The 15,931-nt window shown below is 56.8% G+C and carries 14 protein-coding genes; 2 read left to right on the top strand and 12 right to left on the bottom strand.

Annotation, left to right across the window (positions count from 1 at the left end):
• Nucleotides 1–34: 34 nt before the first annotated feature.
• The 11 genes from lpxA to rpsB form a co-directional block, all read right to left on the bottom strand.
• Nucleotides 35–850: an acyl-ACP--UDP-N-acetylglucosamine O-acyltransferase gene (gene lpxA / locus H663_RS23415; protein WP_053176608.1), complete on the bottom strand. Its 816-nt coding sequence runs from the start codon at nucleotides 848–850 to the stop codon at nucleotides 35–37.
• Between the two features lie 6 nt (nucleotides 851–856).
• On the bottom strand, nucleotides 857–1,297 hold the full coding sequence (fabZ, locus tag H663_RS23410) for a 3-hydroxyacyl-ACP dehydratase FabZ (RefSeq protein ID WP_053176610.1): 441 nt from the start codon (nucleotides 1,295–1,297) through the stop codon (nucleotides 857–859).
• Between the two features lie 2 nt (nucleotides 1,298–1,299).
• Nucleotides 1,300–2,286: a UDP-3-O-(3-hydroxymyristoyl)glucosamine N-acyltransferase gene (gene lpxD, locus H663_RS23405; RefSeq protein WP_053176612.1), complete on the bottom strand. Its 987-nt coding sequence runs from the start codon at nucleotides 2,284–2,286 to the stop codon at nucleotides 1,300–1,302.
• A 24-nt stretch (nucleotides 2,287–2,310) separates the two neighbouring features.
• Entirely contained in the window at nucleotides 2,311–2,823 is a 513-nt protein-coding gene (locus tag H663_RS23400; protein ID WP_420844033.1) for an OmpH/Skp family outer membrane protein, read from the bottom strand.
• A gap of 5 nt (nucleotides 2,824–2,828) precedes the next feature.
• Nucleotides 2,829–5,096, bottom strand: a complete 2,268-nt coding sequence (gene bamA / locus H663_RS23395) for an outer membrane protein assembly factor BamA (RefSeq protein WP_053176617.1) — start codon at nucleotides 5,094–5,096, stop codon at nucleotides 2,829–2,831.
• Nucleotides 5,097–5,365: 269 nt separating this feature from the next.
• On the bottom strand, nucleotides 5,366–6,562 hold the full coding sequence (ispC, locus tag H663_RS23390; RefSeq protein WP_053176619.1) for a 1-deoxy-D-xylulose-5-phosphate reductoisomerase: 1,197 nt from the start codon (nucleotides 6,560–6,562) through the stop codon (nucleotides 5,366–5,368).
• 10 nt (nucleotides 6,563–6,572) lie between these two features.
• Nucleotides 6,573–7,421, bottom strand: a complete 849-nt coding sequence (locus tag H663_RS23385; RefSeq protein ID WP_053177027.1) for a phosphatidate cytidylyltransferase — start codon at nucleotides 7,419–7,421, stop codon at nucleotides 6,573–6,575.
• 72 nt (nucleotides 7,422–7,493) lie between these two features.
• The gene (gene frr, locus H663_RS23380; protein WP_053176621.1) at nucleotides 7,494–8,054 is read right to left on the bottom strand and encodes a ribosome recycling factor; all 561 of its coding nucleotides are present in this window, start codon (nucleotides 8,052–8,054) and stop codon (nucleotides 7,494–7,496) included.
• A 24-nt stretch (nucleotides 8,055–8,078) separates the two neighbouring features.
• Nucleotides 8,079–8,801 carry a UMP kinase gene (pyrH, locus tag H663_RS23375; protein WP_053177029.1) on the bottom strand — a complete coding sequence of 241 codons (723 nt, stop codon included), beginning with the start codon at nucleotides 8,799–8,801 and terminating at the stop codon, nucleotides 8,079–8,081.
• Nucleotides 8,802–8,860: 59 nt separating this feature from the next.
• On the bottom strand, nucleotides 8,861–9,754 hold the full coding sequence (gene tsf, locus H663_RS23370) for a translation elongation factor Ts (protein WP_053176622.1): 894 nt from the start codon (nucleotides 9,752–9,754) through the stop codon (nucleotides 8,861–8,863).
• A 78-nt stretch (nucleotides 9,755–9,832) separates the two neighbouring features.
• Entirely contained in the window at nucleotides 9,833–10,582 is a 750-nt protein-coding gene (gene rpsB / locus H663_RS23365) for a 30S ribosomal protein S2 (RefSeq protein ID WP_053176624.1), read from the bottom strand.
• Nucleotides 10,583–10,785: 203 nt separating this feature from the next.
• Here rpsB and H663_RS23360 point away from each other — a divergent pair, with 203 nt between their 5' ends.
• Both H663_RS23360 and H663_RS23355 read left to right on the top strand, forming a co-directional pair.
• Nucleotides 10,786–12,141, top strand: a complete 1,356-nt coding sequence (locus tag H663_RS23360; RefSeq protein WP_053176626.1) for an amidase — start codon at nucleotides 10,786–10,788, stop codon at nucleotides 12,139–12,141.
• A gap of 12 nt (nucleotides 12,142–12,153) precedes the next feature.
• Nucleotides 12,154–13,650, top strand: a complete 1,497-nt coding sequence (locus H663_RS23355) for a bifunctional ADP-dependent NAD(P)H-hydrate dehydratase/NAD(P)H-hydrate epimerase (protein WP_053176628.1) — start codon at nucleotides 12,154–12,156, stop codon at nucleotides 13,648–13,650.
• Between the two features lie 17 nt (nucleotides 13,651–13,667).
• On the opposite strand, the gene rnr is transcribed toward H663_RS23355, so the two are convergent.
• Nucleotides 13,668–15,923, bottom strand: a complete 2,256-nt coding sequence (rnr, locus tag H663_RS23350; protein ID WP_116695797.1) for a ribonuclease R — start codon at nucleotides 15,921–15,923, stop codon at nucleotides 13,668–13,670.
• Nucleotides 15,924–15,931: the final 8 nt, after the last annotated feature.

Below are 15,931 nucleotides of genomic sequence, written 5' to 3'. Positions count from 1 at the left end.
TCAGGCCCGGAAAAATTCCAGGCCCTTGAATTGTTCAATCAACCGAGCGACGACGCGACCGCACAATGCCCACTTTAGGCGAAACGCCGGACAAAAAGTCATGCATCATGTCCACATCGGCCTGAACCTCGGGTTTGTCCTTGGCCATCTGCAGGATGCGCTCTTTTGCAGCCTCCAAAGTCAGGTTTTCCCGGTAAAGCGCCTTGTGCATAGCGCGCACCGCAGCGATTCGGGCCGGAGAATACCCCCGGCGGCGCAGACCTTCAGCATTCACAGTGCGGGCAGAAGCAGGCTGGCCCTGGCACGTCACATAAGGCGGCAGGTCTGCAAACAACAAGGTGCACATCGCCGTGAAGCTGTGCGCACCCAAACGCAAGAACTGTCGTACCACCGTGAAGCCACCCAGGATGACCCAGTCGCCCACCACCACATGACCCGCCAGTTGCGAGTTGTTGGCAAAAATCGTGTGGCTGCCAATTTGGCAATCGTGCGCCAAATGGACGTAAGCCATGAACAGGTTGTCATCACCCACTTGGGTCACACCGCCACCGTTGACGGTACCGGCATTGAAGGTGCAAAACTCCCGAATGGTGTTGCCATTGCCGATCACCAATCGGGTGGGCTCACCCGCGTATTTTTTATCTTGCGGTGCGGCCCCCAGCGAGGAGTAGCTGTGGATGTGGTTGTTTTGACCGATGGTGGTGTGGCCTTCGATCGTGCAATGCGAGCCCACCGTGGAGCCAGCCCCGATGACCACGTTCGGGCCAATGATGGTGTAGGGGCCAACGGTCACAGAAGGGTCCAGTTGTGCGGCTGGATCGACCAAAGCGGTGGAGTGGATAGTCGCCATAGGTCCTCAGGCAATTTTGCGCATGGTGCACATCAAATCGGCCTCGCAGGCCAACTCATCACCGACTTTGGCCTGTGCCTTGAATTTAAAAATGCCGGCCTTCATGCGGTCGAGCTGAACTTCCAGGGTCAATTGATCACCCGGCTCCACGGGCCGCTTGAATCGGGCACCATCAATCCCGGCGAAGTAATACACCGTGTTGTCATCGGGTGTGGAGTCGAGCGTGTCAAAGGACAACAAGGCAGCAGCCTGGGCCAGGGCCTCCAGCATCAGCACTCCCGGCATCACGGGACGGTGTGGAAAGTGCCCGGTGAAAAAAGGTTCATTGATGGTGACATTCTTCAAGGCTTTGATGCGCACGCCTTTTTCAATCTCCAACACACGATCCACCAACAAAAAAGGATACCGGTGCGGCAGCTGTTTCAAAATTTTATGAATATCCATCATGATCAATTTTCCTTGTTGTTTTGATTGTCGCTTTCAAGCGATTTGATGCGATCACGCAAGCGAGACAATTGTTTGAGGGTCGCCGCATTTTTTTCCCAATTCGCATTGCTGTCCAAGGGAAACATACCTGTATATTGTCCGGGCTTCAAAATAGAGCGCGTGACCACAGAAGCCGCCGAAATGTGAACATGATCGGCCACGGTCAAATGCCCCAGCACCACAGCGCCTCCACCCACAGTGCAATGCGCGCCAATTCGGGCACTGCCCGCAACGCCCACACACCCGGCCATGGCGGTGTGACGACCGACGTGAACGTTGTGTCCAATCTGAATCAGGTTATCGAGCTTGACGCCGTCTTCGATGACCGTGTCTTCCAATGCGCCGCGATCAATACAGGTATTGGCACCAATCTCCACATCATCACCAATGCGCACCGCACCCAACTGTTCGATTTTTTCCCACTGCCCTTGGTGCGGCGCAAAACCAAAGCCGTCGGCACCGATCACTACGCCAGAATGCAGCAGACAGCGCGCACCTACGATGCAATCTTCGCCAATCGACACGCGGGATTTGAGCACAGTACCCGCCCCTAGCTGAGCGCCTCGTTCGATCACGCACAAGGGACCAACCACGGCATCTGAGGCAATGACTGCGGTTGAATCAATGACAGCGGATGGATGAATGCGAGGACCTGCAGTTTGCCGGTGTTCACTTTTCCACAAGCGGGTCAGACGTGCAAAGTAAAGATAGGGGTCGTCGGTGATGATCGCTGACAAACGATCCTTGACCTCGTCTTCCATATCAACCCCGACAATCACGCAACCGGCCTGGCTGGCGGGCAATTGGCTGCGGTACCTGGGTTGGCTCAAAAAGCTGATTTGATGGGAATGCGCAGACTGCAAAGGTGCCAGCCCCGTCATGAGCAGATCCGGGCTTCCCAACAATCGACCGCCGAGGGTCCCGACGATCGAGCCAAGTTTCAACGACACAATGCGAAGCAGGCGCGGGACGGCTTATTTGCCAGCAGACGCATTGAGCGCCTTGATGACTTTTTCGGTGATGTCATGCTTGGGATTGATATACACCGCTTCCTGGAAAATCACATCGTATTTTTCAGACTCGGCGACTTGTTTGACCGCACGGTTTGCACGCTCGACCACCACCTGCTGCTCTTCGTTTTTGCGGGCGTTGAGATCTTCCTGAAATTCACGGCGCTTGCGCTGGAATTCACGATCCTGATCAATCAACTGCTTTTGACGAGCTGTCCGCTGGGACTCTGGCAAAGTGGGCGCTTCTCGCTCAAATTTTTCAGACGCCAGCTTCAGGGTGTTACCCGCCTCTACCAGTTCCTTTTCGCGTCGAGAAAACTCCTGCTCAAGTTTGGCTTGCGCTTGCTTGGCAGTCGCTGCCTCGCGGAAGATGCGTTCGGTATTCACAAAGCCCAATTTAAATTCCTGCGCTTGAGCAAATGATGCGAATACGCTGGCACCTGCAATCAGGGCCAAGGTGAAGTGTTTGCGAATCATGGTCATTAGAAGGATGTTCCGATTTGGAATTGAAGTTGTTGAATTTTATCGCCACTCTGCTTGCGAATCGGGTTCGCATACGAAAAGCGCAAGGGCCCCATGGGTGAAATCCAGCTCAAGCCGACACCTGCCGAAGCCCGCAAAGCACTGAACGCTACATTTTCAGAGTCTTTGAAGGCGTAGCCTGCATCCACGAAACCAAACATGCGAAGGGTTTTGTCATTGCCAGCGCCGGGGAATGGCGTGATGAACTCGGCATTGAAGACCATTTTCTTAGGTCCACCCAAGTAAATGCCCGTTGTCTTTGAACTAGGCCCCAGCGTCGACTGCTCAAAACCCCGAACACTCCCCAGCCCGCCGACATAAAAGTTCTTGAAGAGTGGGTAAGGCTGACCATTCAGGCCTTTACCCCAACCCAGATCGGTATTGAATGCCAATGTGTATTTTTTGCTGAGGGGAATGTACTGCTGAAACTGATAATTACTGCGGATGTAACGCACATCGCCTGCCACACTGACATCAGAATTGAAACGCTGCAAAGAGCCACGGGTGGGCACCAAAGCACTGTCACGACCGTCACGAGCCCAACCCAAAGTCAAGGGCAAAGCAGTGCTGGTTGATCCAAACTGAGCTGCATAGTCTTTGTATTCAACGGGCAAACCCAGAGTCGTTCCCTCGCGGATCTGGGTCTGCTCAACGTTGAGCCCCATGAAAACCCGATCTGTTTCGGTAACAGGGACACCAAAGCGAAGACCCAATCCCGAGTTCACCAGACTGTAAGCATTCAGATCGCCCAATAAAGGACGCGTTGTGCGGTGAAAGACATCCAAAGTACGGGAAACCCCATTTTGGGTGAAATAAGGATCGGTCGTACTCAAGACCAGGTTCTGGTTAAACTTGCTGGTGTTGACCGAAATAGCCAGATAGTTGCCAGATCCGAAGGCATTTTCTTGCTGAATACCAAAGCTCAGCGCCACTTTTTCAGCAGAAGAAAAACCAGCCCCCAGTGTGACACTGCCTGTGGGCTTTTCAACCACAGACAAAACCAAATCAACCTGATCCGGCGCACCGGGCACTTCTTGTGTTTCCACATTCACGTCCGTGAAATAACCCAAACGGTCCACTCTGTCGCGTGACAATCGGATCTTGTCACCGTCGTACCAAGCCGCTTCAAATTGACGGAACTCACGGCGAATCACCTCGTCTCGCGTGCGGTTGTTGCCCGCAATGTTGATGCGACGAACATAAGCCCGACGAGAGGGCTCGGCCATTAAAACAAACTGGACACGGTTGTTTTGACGATCAATTTCAGGCTTGGCTTCGACGCGAGCAAAGGCAAAACCAAACTTCCCAAAGTAATCGGTGAACGCCTTTGTCGTTTCTGCCACAGTTTCTGCGTTGTAGGCTTGACCGGGCTTGATTTTGACCAAAGTCCTGAATTCGTCTTCTTTATCCAGGTAATTGCCGTCGAGCTTGACGCCAGAAACCACGAATCGCTCACCTTCAGTCACATTGATCGTGATGGACATGTCCTGTTTGTTGGGCGACATGGCCACCTGGGTGGAATCAATGCGAAACTCCAAAAACCCCCTGGCCAGATAAAAAGACCGCAAGGCCTCCAAGTCAGCATTGAGTTTGGTGCGCGAATAGCGGTCTGACTTGGTGTACCAGCTCATCCAGCCACCCGTGTCCAAATTGAATTGATCTCTCAATTCAGATTCGGTGAAAGCCTTATTGCCCACAATCTGAATTTGACTGATCTTCGCAGGCCCACCTTCGGTGATCGTAAAGGTCAGGTTGACCCGGTTGCGGTCTATGGGGGTGGCAGTTGAAACGACCTCTGCGCCATAAAGGCTTCGGTTGATGTATTGGCGCTTCAGTTCCTGCTCGGCCTTGTCCGCAAGGGCCTTGTCAAAAGGACGCCCTTCTGACAAGCCCACTTCTTTCAGCGCCTTGATCAGAACATCCTTGTCGAACTCCTTGAGCCCCACAAACTCGACAAGCGCCACGGAAGGACGCTCTTCAACGACCACAACCAACACATCACCCTGTGTTTCAAGGCGAACATCCTTGAACAATCCCAAAGCAAAGAGCGCGCGAATAGCCGCAGCACCTTTGTCATCCGAGTATTGATCACCCACTCGTAAAGGCAGCGATGCAAACACCGTACCGGGCTCAATGCGCTGCAAACCTTCAACCCGGATATCACGCACAGTGAATGGCGTCACGGCCCAGGCAGGCATGCAGGCCAACAGTGTGGTCAATGCAGCCATGGACGCGGGTTGTGAAAAGGCGCGAGTAATTGAAAAATTCATGAAGCAACCGTGGAGACATCAAGATGCATCAGACACCAACACATGGTGGCATTGATGCATCCTGAGAATTGTTAAAACACCATTTTTGCAGCAAATTCGACCACAAAAGATCTGACTCAAATCCGCTCAGTCACCCTCTGACCAAGCACGACCGACACCCGAAAGATAATACATCAGGACACATGCGAAAAAGCAGCTTTGCATCAGCAAAGACGTGACCAAGCGCATCAAGACTTCAGACGAGAAACGACCGCCAGAGCAGCCTCACGGCTGCGCTGATCCAAGACCATCAAATTTTCCAAACTCTCAGGTGCCATCCAGACCAATGAATCCAAGGTACCTTGATTGACCTCGTGGATTTGATCGAATCGGATTTGCCGGTTCAAAAACGCATCCACAGCCACTTCATTGGCCGCATTGAGCACGGCACAACTGCCCGGTGCCCCTTTCAAGGTTTCCCAAGCCAGCTTCAGTCCCGGAAACCGCTGTGCATGGTCGCGCGCATCCATGGCCTCAAAAGTCATCGCAGCCAAGGCATGGAAATCAAGGGCGGCAGCGCCTGATTCAATGCGCTCGGGCCAACTGAGGCCATAAGCAATGGGACCACGCATATCAGGCGTTCCCAGCTGAGCCACCACAGAATGATCACGGTACTGAACCATGGAGTGAATCACGCTCTGTGGATGAATCACCACCTCCAACTGATCAGGCAGCACGCCAAACAAATAACGGGCCTCAATGACCTCCAAGGCCTTGTTCATCATGGTGGCCGAATCCACGGATATTTTCCGACCCATGACCCAATTGGGATGCGCACACGCCTGCTCCGGCGTGACGTCTTTCAGGCTCTGGGGCTCGCGCGTGCGAAAAGGCCCACCCGATGCCGTCAAGATGATTTTGTGCACACGTCGCTGCCAAGTTGCCGGATCATCTGGCAATGATTGAAAAATGGCCGAGTGTTCGCTGTCGATGGGCAGCAAAGTCGCACCGCCATCGCGCACCGCTGACAAAAACACTTCCCCGCCTACGACCAAAGCTTCCTTGTTGGCCAGCAGCAATCTCTTGCCCGCTCGCGCAGCAGCCAGGCAAGGCGACAAACCTGCTGCCCCCACAATAGCCGCCATCACCGCATCGACACCCGGAGCACTGGCCACCTCATCCAAAGCGGTCGCGCCCCAGCGCACCTCTACAGGCAAGCCCTCCGCCTTGACTTTATCGGCCAAAGCACGACCTGCATCCTCACGGGCCATGACGGCCATGGCAGGCTTGAATTGCGCACATTGCGCCAACATCACATCCACCTGACTGGATGCAGTCAGGGCGTAAACCGAAAACCGTTCGGGATGGCGCGAAATGACATCCAGCGTGTTGGTGCCAATCGAGCCGGTCGACCCCAAAATGGTGATGTTTTGTTTGACAGTCATCTCAATCCTTTTACATCCAGGCCAGCATCATCATGGCCAAAGGCAAGGTCGGCAGCAAGGCATCCACACGGTCGAGTACGCCGCCGTGACCAGGCAACAAACCCGAACTGTCCTTCAATCCTGCACTGCGTTTGACCAGTGACTCCACCAAATCACCCACCACACTCATGGTGGACATGAAAAGCAAAGCAGGTATGGCCACCCACCCACCTTGCTGAAACAACAAACTGAAAAAACTCAAATTCGACAGCCCAGCATACCGATCAACTTGGGCCCAGACCACAGCGACAAGCAAGACACCGAACATGCCGCCAAGAACACCTTCCCAACTTTTGCCCGGACTGATGCCTGGAGCCAATTTGAAGGGGACCCATCGCCCTCCCCATGTACGGCCAAAGATATAAGCAAAAACATCAGCAGCCCAAACCAAGACCAGAACTGAAAGTAAAAAATTGACACCCCTGTGATGGGCCTGCGCCATCGCCAGCCAAGCCAAGGCCAAAAGGCATAAACCCACGGTCCAGCGCAAACCTTGTGGCCAGCGTAACCACCCCGCCACACCTCGGCGAATCATCCAGGCCCCCAAAAGCACCCACAGCAGCCCTGACAGCCACCAAACTGAAGCAGGCGCATGCTGCACCCATCCCGACTGCATGGCCCCCATACACAGCAGCCAACAAATGCCTGCGCCCAACCAAGCCACCCAAGTGCTCACGCCATTCATGCGACCCCACTCCCAGGCACCTGCGGCGATCAAGAGCATCGTCAAGCCCATGAACAGCCCGGAATCCGAGGCGAACAGTGCAGGCAACAAAACAGTCAACATCACCAAGGCGGTGATGATTCTTTGCTTGAGCATGGTTTCTCCAAAAAAAAGGCCGCCAATCGGGCGGCCGTGCGGGCCGTGGACAGCCACGGCATCAGCTCACATTCAGACGGCCATGATTTCTTGCTCTTTGGCAGTTACCAACTGGTCAATTTCTGTCATGCGCTTGTCGGTCAATTTTTGCACATCCGCCTCTGCACGCTTTTGGTCATCTTCTGATGCCAATTTGTCCTTGACCAGCTTTTTGACCGACTCATTGGCGTCACGGCGCAGATTGCGGATGGCAATTTTGCCGTTCTCACCTTCAGTGCGGGCGAGCTTGGTCATTTCCTTGCGGCGCTCTTCGCTCATGGGCGGCATGGGCACGCGGATCAAATCGCCCATGGAAGCGGGGTTCAGGCCCAAATCGCTTTCGCGGATGGCTTTTTCGATCTTGGCGCCCATGCCTTTTTCCCAAGGCTGCACGCTGATGGTGCGCGAGTCCATCAAAGACACGTTGGCCACTTGCGACAAAGGCACCATGGAGCCGTAATAATCGACATGGATGGTGTCGAGCAAGGCCGGATTGGCACGCCCGGTGCGAATCTTGGTCAGGTTATTTTTGAAGGCCGCAATGGATTGCTCCATTTTGGTTTCAGTTGTTTTCTTGATGTCTGCAATGGTCATGGGGTTCTCCTCGTCAGAACGGGCTCAAGCATAAACTAGGGTGCCTTCGTCCTCACCCAGCACCACGCGCTTCAAAGCGCCGTTCTTGATGATCGAAAACACCTTGATCGGCAGTTTCTGGTCGCGGCACAAGGCAAAAGCCGTGGCGTCCATGATGCCCAGATTGCGCGAAATGGCCTCGTCGAAGCTGATTTCGCTGTAACGCGTGGCCAAGGGGTCTTTTTTCGGATCGGCGGTGTAGACACCATCGACCTTGGTGGCCTTGAGCACCATCTCGGCACCGATCTCGGCACCGCGCAAAGCAGCGGCCGTGTCGGTCGTGAAAAACGGATTGCCCGTGCCCGCAGCGAACACCACGACCTTGCCCTCTTCGAGGTACTGCAAAGCCTTGGGGCGCACATAGGGCTCGACCACCTGGTCGATGCCAATGGCCGACATGACGCGTGCCGTCAGGCCCGCCTTGTCCAAGGCGTCGGCCAAGGCCAAGGAGTTCATCACCGTGGCCAGCATGCCCATGTAATCGGCCGTGGCACGGTCCATGCCTACTGCACCCCCGGCCACACCGCGGAAGATGTTGCCGCCACCAATGACCACCGCCACCTGAACGCCCATGCGGTTGATCTCGGCGATCTCTTGGGCCATGCGCACGATGGTGACGCGGTTGATGCCAAAGGCATCGTCCCCCATCAAGGCCTCACCGGACAGCTTGAGCAAAATGCGCTTAAAGGCTGGCTTGGCTGAGGACATGAAGGGCTCCTTGGGGTTCAATGTGGACGATGGGTTGGCAAATCAGCAGGGGAGTGAAATCAGGCTGCGCCTTGTGCAGCAGCCACTTGAGCGGCCACTTCAGCGGCGAAGTCGTCGACCTTCTTCTCAATGCCTTCGCCGACCACGTACAAAGTGAATGCGCTCACGGTGGTGCCAGCGGCCTTGAGCATCTGCTCGACGGTCTGCTTGTCGTTCTTGACGAAAGACTGGTTGAACAAAGACACTTCTTTGAGGTACTTCTGCACCGAGCCTTCGACCATTTTGGTGGCGATGTCGGCAGGCTTGCCGGACTCGGCCGCCTTGGCCGCAGCGACCGAGCGTTCTTTTTCAATCAACTCGGCGGGCACTTCGGCGCTGGTCAGGGACACGGGCTTCATGGCAGCCACGTGCATGGCGACATCTTTGGCGGCAGTTTCGTCACCTTCGTACTCGACCAACACGCCGATGCGGGTGCCGTGCAGGTAGTTGGCGATCTTGGCTGCGCCAGCAGCACGCTTGAAGCGGCGGAAGCTCATGTTCTCGCCGATCTTGCCGATCAGGCCCTTGCGCACTTCTTCCAGAGTCGGGCCAAAACCGTCCTGGCTGTAAGGCAACTCGCCCAAAGCGGCGATGTCGGCAGGGTTGTGCTCAGCCACCAGCTTGGCAGCGGCGTTGGCCAAAGCCAGGAAGCTGTCGTTTTTGGTCACGAAGTCGGTTTCGCAGTTCACTTCGATCATGGCGCCTGTGGTGCCGTTCACAAAGCTGGTCACCACGCCTTCAGCGGTCACGCGGGAAGCGGCCTTGCCAGCCTTGGTGCCCAGCTTGACGCGCAACAACTCTTCCGCTTTGGCCATATCGCCTTCAGCTTCGGTCAGGGCTTTTTTGCACTCCATCATGGGGGCGTCGGTTTTTGCGCGCAGTTCAGCGACCATGCTTGCGGTAATTGCAGCCATTTGATTTCTCCGTATTCAGTCTAAAAGTCAGGTTAAAAAAAAGGGGCCAAGAAGCCCCTTTCATCGAGTCTTGGAAACTCAGGCAGAAGCGTTGTCTTCTTCAACGAACTCGTCAGCGCCTTCAGTCACGGCCTTGACCACGTCGTTGACGGCGTTGGCACGGCCTTCAATGATCGCGTCAGCAATACCACGGGCGTACAAAGCCACGGCCTTGGCCGAGTCGTCGTTGCCGGGGATGATGTAGTCGATGCCTTCGGGCGAGTGGTTGGAGTCCACCACACCGATCAATGGGATGCCCAATTTCTTGGCTTCCGAGATGGCAATTTTGTGGTAACCGACGTCGATCACGAAAATCGCATCAGGCAAAGCAGCCATGTCCTGGATGCCACCGATGTCTTTTTCGAGCTTTTCCATCTCGCGCTTGAACATCAGCTGTTCTTTTTTGCTCAGGCTCTCGAGGCCGACTTCTTGCTGAGCCTTCATGTCCTTCAGACGCTTGATCGAGGTCTTGACGGTTTTGAAGTTGGTCAGCATGCCGCCCAACCAGCGTTGGTCGACAAAAGGCACGCCAGCGCGTTGGGCTTCGGCAGCCACCAGTTCACGGGCTTGGCGCTTGGTGCCCACCATCAGGATGTTGCCGCGGTTGGCAGAAAGTTGCTTGGCGAACTTGATCGCGTCCTGGAACATCGGGAGCGATTTTTCCAGGTTGATGATGTGGATCTTGTTGCGATGACCGAAGATGAACGGGGCCATCTTGGGGTTCCAGAAACGGGTTTGGTGACCAAAGTGGACACCGGCTTCCAGCATTTCGCGCATGGTAACGGACATATGAATACTCCAAAGGTTAGTTCTAAAACCAATCCACTGATCACGCTGACACCTCAGCGCAACACCTTGACGGGACTGGTTTGCGAGTGTGTTTGTTTGATTTGAATCATGGCCGACGGATGAGACACCCGAAAGACAGACGTCAAGCTCAACAAAGCCTTAGGATTATAGCATCCGCACTTACCCCAATATGGCCCCACCCCATGAGAAAAGACCTGATCGCCACCCGACAAGCCATTGAGCAGGGCCATATTCACGCCCAAGCGGTGGCCGAAGAATGTTTGGCTTTGGCCCAAAGTGACTCGTGTCAGCACGCCTTCATCCAGCTGACACCCGAATGTCTTAACAAGTCTGATTCCACACAAGCCCTGCAGAAACGACCTATGGCGGGTCTGGCAGTCTCGATCAAGGATTTGTTCGACGTTCAGGGACAAGTCACCGCCGCAGGCTCCGTGGTCTTACAAGGCCAAGCGCCCGCCAGCGTGGATTCTCAAGCCGTCGCCAGGCTGCGTGCCGCAGGCGCTGGACTGATCGGGCGAACCAATATGGTGGAGTTTGCATTTTCGGGGGTGGGCGTCAATCCACACCACGGCACGCCTGCGGCCTGGGACGCGCTGACCAATTCGGCAGCAGGCTCCACCTTTGAGCCACGCGTGCCTGGCGGCTCCAGCTCCGGGGCTGCCGTGTCAGTGGCCACGGGAGCCGCCTTCATCGGATTGGGCTCAGACACCGGCGGATCGATCCGCATCCCGGCAGCCTTGAACGGCCTGGTGGGCTTCAAAAACACGGCTCGCAGTGTACCCACCCAAGGTGCCCTGCCTTTATCCACCACTTTGGACACCGTCTGTGCCATGACACGCTCTGTGCGCGACACGATTTTGGCCCACGAAATTTTGTCGGCCCGAAAAGTGCCAAGCGCCCACCGCCCCCTGCCCCACTACCGCCTCGCAGTGGTGAACAACCTGATGCAAGACCACATGGACCCCCACGTCACAAGGGCTTTTGAACGCAGCCTGGTCACGCTGCGTGCAGCCGGGGCCCAGATTGAAGAAATTGCCCTGCCCGAACTCACAGAGCTTGGCACCATGATGAGCGCGGGGGGCTTCAGCCCGGCGGAAAGTTTCGCCTGGCACCAACACTTGCTCGCGGCACATGCCGACCAATACGACCCCCGCGTCGCGCAACGCATTCAACTGGGCGCCCCCATGAAAGCACACCAGTACATCGACCTGGTCAACGCCCGCAGCGCGTGGATTCGCCGGGTCGAAAAGGCATTGTTGGGCTATGACGCCATCCTTTCCCCCACCACGCCCATCACGGCCCCCAAACTGGCGGATGTGGCCCCAGGCGCTGAACGAGACGCTGAATTCTTCAGAGTCAATGGCCTTTTGCTGCGCAACACCAGCGCCATCAACACCCTGGATGGCTGCGCCATTTCCCTGCCCTGTCACCAAGCAGGCGACTTGCCTGTGGGCCTGATGGCCTGGCATGCGGCCATGCACGACGACACCGTCCTGCAGCTGGCTTTGCTGCTGGAGCCTTTGCTGCAAGCCCATTGACAAGTGACACACATGCAGCGCCTGAGCGCCACCGCCTGTTGGCCTGTTTTTAACAACGAGGGCATGCGCATGCTCGAAGGAAGCCTGCAACGCAGCAGCCCGAGCCCATTGATGGACAAAGCGGGCCTGGCAGCCGCGCAACTGGCCCTGTCGATCGCGCCGCATGCCCAGCGCATCTGGATTGCTGCGGGCCCTGGCAACAACGGCGGCGATGGCCTGGCAGCCGCTTGCCATTTGCACCAGTGGGGAAAATCTGTGATCGTCAGCTTGCTCGGTGAGCCTGAAGCCCTGCCTGCAGATGCCCGGTCGGCCTGGCAGCGGGCCAAGCAGACAGGCATTCACATCACGCAGCACATGCCCTGGAACGACCTTCAAAGCATGACCGAAGAAGACCTGTGCATCGACGCCCTGCTGGGGCTGGGGGCCAGCCGCCCCCTGTCACAGGCCATGCGCTCCTGGATTCAGGCCATCAACAACGCCCAAGCGCACATCCTGGCCCTGGACATTCCCACGGGTCTGAACCCTGAATCCGGTCAGCTGCTGGGCTGCGTGGATGCCGAGCCACAAGCCATTCATGCCGAACACACCCTGACTTTCATCGCCGCAAAACCCGGCATGTTCATGGGCCATGGCCGGGACTTGTGTGGCCACATCTGGCTGGACACCCTGGCAGGCCCCACCCACAGACCGCCCACCGACACAACACCTCAGGCCTGCTTGAACCCGCGCCCCTCAACCTTGACCAAAAGCCACGCCAGCCACAAAGGCAGTCATGGTGATGTGGTGGTCATCGGCGGTGAATCCATGGCACGGCGCGGCATGGGCATGACCGGCGCAGCGGTACTTGCCGCCACGGCCAGCCTGCATGCCGGTGCAGGCCGCGTCATGCTCCACCTGCTCGATGACGCCCCCTGCACGGACATCCCCAGCGATGTGATGCGCCGCGACTGGTCAAGTTTGAGCCTGTACACATCATCTGTGGTCTGCGGCTGTGGCGGAGGGCAAGCCGTGATCGCCGTCATGCCCGAAGTTCTGCAAGGCAGCGCCCGACTGGTGCTGGATGCCGATGCCCTGAACGCCTTGGCCCAAGACGCCCACCTGCAAAGCCTGCTACAACAAAGGTCGGCAAACCAGCCCACCGTGATCACCCCGCACCCCCTTGAAGCAGCCCGACTGCTCAAGACCACCAGCAGCGACATCCAGAACAACCGCCTGAAAGCAGCCCAAGACTTGGCTGATTGGCTCCACTGCACCGTGGTGTTGAAAGGCTCGGGAACGGTGATTGCGGCCCCAGGGCAAACACCCCGGATCAACACCACCGGCAACGGCAAGCTGGCCACAGGCGGCACAGGCGACGTTCTGGCGGGTTTGATGGGCGCACGTCTGGCGCAGGGCATGAGCGCATTCGAAGCCGCTTGCTCAGCCGTGCATCAGCACGGGGCGCTTGCCGATGAATGGCCCGAGCACACAGCGCTGACCGCCAGCCGATTGGCCAGCAGTTTGCGCTGAAATGCCCAGCCGGGCTTTCAGCGGCGCGACTTGCTGGGTCTTGGGCTCTTTTTCTTGCTCGCCTGCTTTTTGACGCCTGCCTTTTTCACCGAAGCCTTGAGGGCCTGGATGGGCGAACGGTTTCGTTCTGCATCCGCCAGACGACGATCCACCACTTTGCGCTTGGTGCCGCGAGCCCCCTCTGGCGGCGCTGGCAAGCCCTTGTCCCGCATGGCGCGCGGCAACAAATCCTCACCCGGTTGGACCAGACGAAAATCAATCTTGCGACCATCCAGATCGACCCGACTGACCTGCACCTGAACGCGTGAGCCAATCGCATAACGTATGCTTGTGCGTTCGCCGCGTAATTCCTGGCGCAGTTCGTCAAAGCGGAAATACTCCCCGCCCAGTTCCGTGATGTGCACCAACCCCTCGACATACAGCGAATCCAGGGTCACGAAAATCCCGAAGCTGGTAGCCGCAGACACCACGCCACCGTATTCCTCGCCCAGGTGTTCGCGCATGTACTTGCATTTGAGCCAAGCCTCCACATCGCGGCTGGCCTCGTCGGCGCGGCGCTCGTTGGCACTGCAATGCAGGCCCGCCGCCTCCCACGCCTGCTGGTCAGCGGCCGTCATGTGAACGCGTGGTGCCGAAGACTCGGTCTGCCCCTTGGCCGCCTTGCTCTTTTCGAGGCGCTTGGTCAGCTTGGCGTGTGCCTCGCCGGGAACTGGCAATCGAGGCAACTGGTATTTGCGGCCCAGCAAAATCGACTTGATCACCCGGTGAACCAGCAAATCCGGATAACGCCGAATCGGACTGGTGAAATGGGTGTACGCCTCATAGGCCAAACCAAAATGCCCACTGTTGACCGGGGTGTATATGGCTTGCTGCATGGAACGCAGCAGCATGGTGTGGATCTGCTGAGCGTCCGGACGGTCCTTGGTCGCTTGAGCGATTTTCTGAAATTCAGACGTGTGCGGATCATCGCTGATGCTCAAGCCCAGGCCCATGGCCTTGAGGTAATTGCGCAGAATGTCTTTTTTCTCAGCCGTGGGGCCTTCGTGCACCCGAAACAAGCCCGGGTGCTTACCCTGTTGAATGAAGTCGGCGCTGCAGACGTTGGCCGCCAGCATGGCTTCTTCAATCAGGCGGTGCGCCTCATTGCGCACGCGCGGCACGATCTTTTCAATCCGCCCGCTCTCGTCGCAAACGATCTGCGTTTCGGTAGTTTCAAAGTCCACCGCACCGCGCACCGCACGCGAAGCCAACAAGGCTTTGTAAACGTCCTGCAAATTCAGCAAATCGCTCACTCTGTCCTTGCGCTTGAGCGCTTCAGGGCCACGGGTGTTGCTCAAAATCGCGGCCACTTCGGTATAGGTGAAGCGTGCATGGCTGTGCATCACCGCCGGGTAAAACTGATACGCATGAACATCCCCCTTGGCATTGACCAGCATGTCGCAGACCATGCACAAGCGATCCACATCCGGGTTCAATGAGCACAGACCGTTGGACAACTTTTCCGGCAACATGGGAATGACACGGCGGGGAAAATACACGCTGGTGGCACGGTCATACGCATCAATGTCAATGGCACTGCCGGTTTGCACATAGTGGCTCACATCGGCAATGGCCACCAGCAAACGCCAACCTTTGCCACGCCCCACTTTGGCTGGTTCGCAATACACCGCATCGTCAAAGTCGCGGGCATCTTCACCATCAATCGTGACCAAAGGCACATCGCGCAAATCGATCCGGTCCTTGCGGTCCTTGGCCAGCACCTTGTCAGGCAAACCTTTGGCCTGCTCCAGGCAACCCGCAGAAAACTCGTGCGGCACGCTGTATTTGCGCACGGCGATTTCAATCTCCATGCCCGGATCATCAATCTCCCCCAAGACCTCTTTGACTCGCCCCACCGGCTGGCCAAACAAGGCTGGCGGCTCGGTCAACTCGACCACCACCACCTGACCAGGCTTGGCTGTGCCCGTCGCGCCTTTGGGAATCAGCACATCTTGCCCATAGCGTTTGTCTTCAGGTGCCACCAGCCACAAACCGCTTTCTTGCAGCAATCGGCCAATGATGGGCTGCTCGGGGCGCTCAATGATCTCAACCACTCGTCCTTCGGGCCGACCTTTTCGATCCTGGCGAACCACACGAACCTTCAGCCGATCCTTGTGCAATACCGCACGCATTTCGTTGGGAGGCAGGTAGATGTCGGCTTCGCCATCGTCACGAATAAAAAAGCCGTGGCCATCGCGGTGACCCTGCACCTGACCTTCAATTTCTTCCAGCATCCCGCTGG

The sequence above is a fragment of the Limnohabitans planktonicus II-D5 genome (genome assembly GCF_001270065.2).
Lineage (GTDB): Bacteria > Pseudomonadota > Gammaproteobacteria > Burkholderiales > Burkholderiaceae_C > Limnohabitans_A > Limnohabitans_A planktonicus.
Note: the sequence above shows the minus strand (reverse complement) of the source record. Positions and strands in the feature narration are given on the sequence as shown.

Excerpts from the sequence above, each read along its gene's own strand:
- lpxA (WP_053176608.1), bottom strand. The coding sequence starts at position 850 with ATGGCGACTATCCACTCCACCGCTTTGGTCGATCCAGCCGCACAACTG.
- fabZ (WP_053176610.1), bottom strand. The coding sequence starts at position 1,297 with ATGATGGATATTCATAAAATTTTGAAACAGCTGCCGCACCGGTATCCT.
- H663_RS23400 (WP_420844033.1), bottom strand. The coding sequence starts at position 2,823 with ATGATTCGCAAACACTTCACCTTGGCCCTGATTGCAGGTGCCAGCGTA.
- bamA (WP_053176617.1), bottom strand. The coding sequence starts at position 5,096 with ATGGCTGCATTGACCACACTGTTGGCCTGCATGCCTGCCTGGGCCGTG.
- ispC (WP_053176619.1), bottom strand. The coding sequence starts at position 6,562 with ATGACTGTCAAACAAAACATCACCATTTTGGGGTCGACCGGCTCGATT.
- H663_RS23385 (WP_053177027.1), bottom strand. The coding sequence starts at position 7,421 with ATGCTCAAGCAAAGAATCATCACCGCCTTGGTGATGTTGACTGTTTTG.
- frr (WP_053176621.1), bottom strand. The coding sequence starts at position 8,054 with ATGACCATTGCAGACATCAAGAAAACAACTGAAACCAAAATGGAGCAA.
- pyrH (WP_053177029.1), bottom strand. The coding sequence starts at position 8,801 with ATGTCCTCAGCCAAGCCAGCCTTTAAGCGCATTTTGCTCAAGCTGTCC.
- tsf (WP_053176622.1), bottom strand. The coding sequence starts at position 9,754 with ATGGCTGCAATTACCGCAAGCATGGTCGCTGAACTGCGCGCAAAAACC.
- rpsB (WP_053176624.1), bottom strand. The coding sequence starts at position 10,582 with ATGTCCGTTACCATGCGCGAAATGCTGGAAGCCGGTGTCCACTTTGGT.
- H663_RS23360 (WP_053176626.1), top strand. The coding sequence starts at position 10,786 with ATGAGAAAAGACCTGATCGCCACCCGACAAGCCATTGAGCAGGGCCAT.
- H663_RS23355 (WP_053176628.1), top strand. The coding sequence starts at position 12,154 with ATGCAGCGCCTGAGCGCCACCGCCTGTTGGCCTGTTTTTAACAACGAG.
- rnr (WP_116695797.1), bottom strand. The coding sequence starts at position 15,923 with ATGCTGGAAGAAATTGAAGGTCAGGTGCAGGGTCACCGCGATGGCCAC.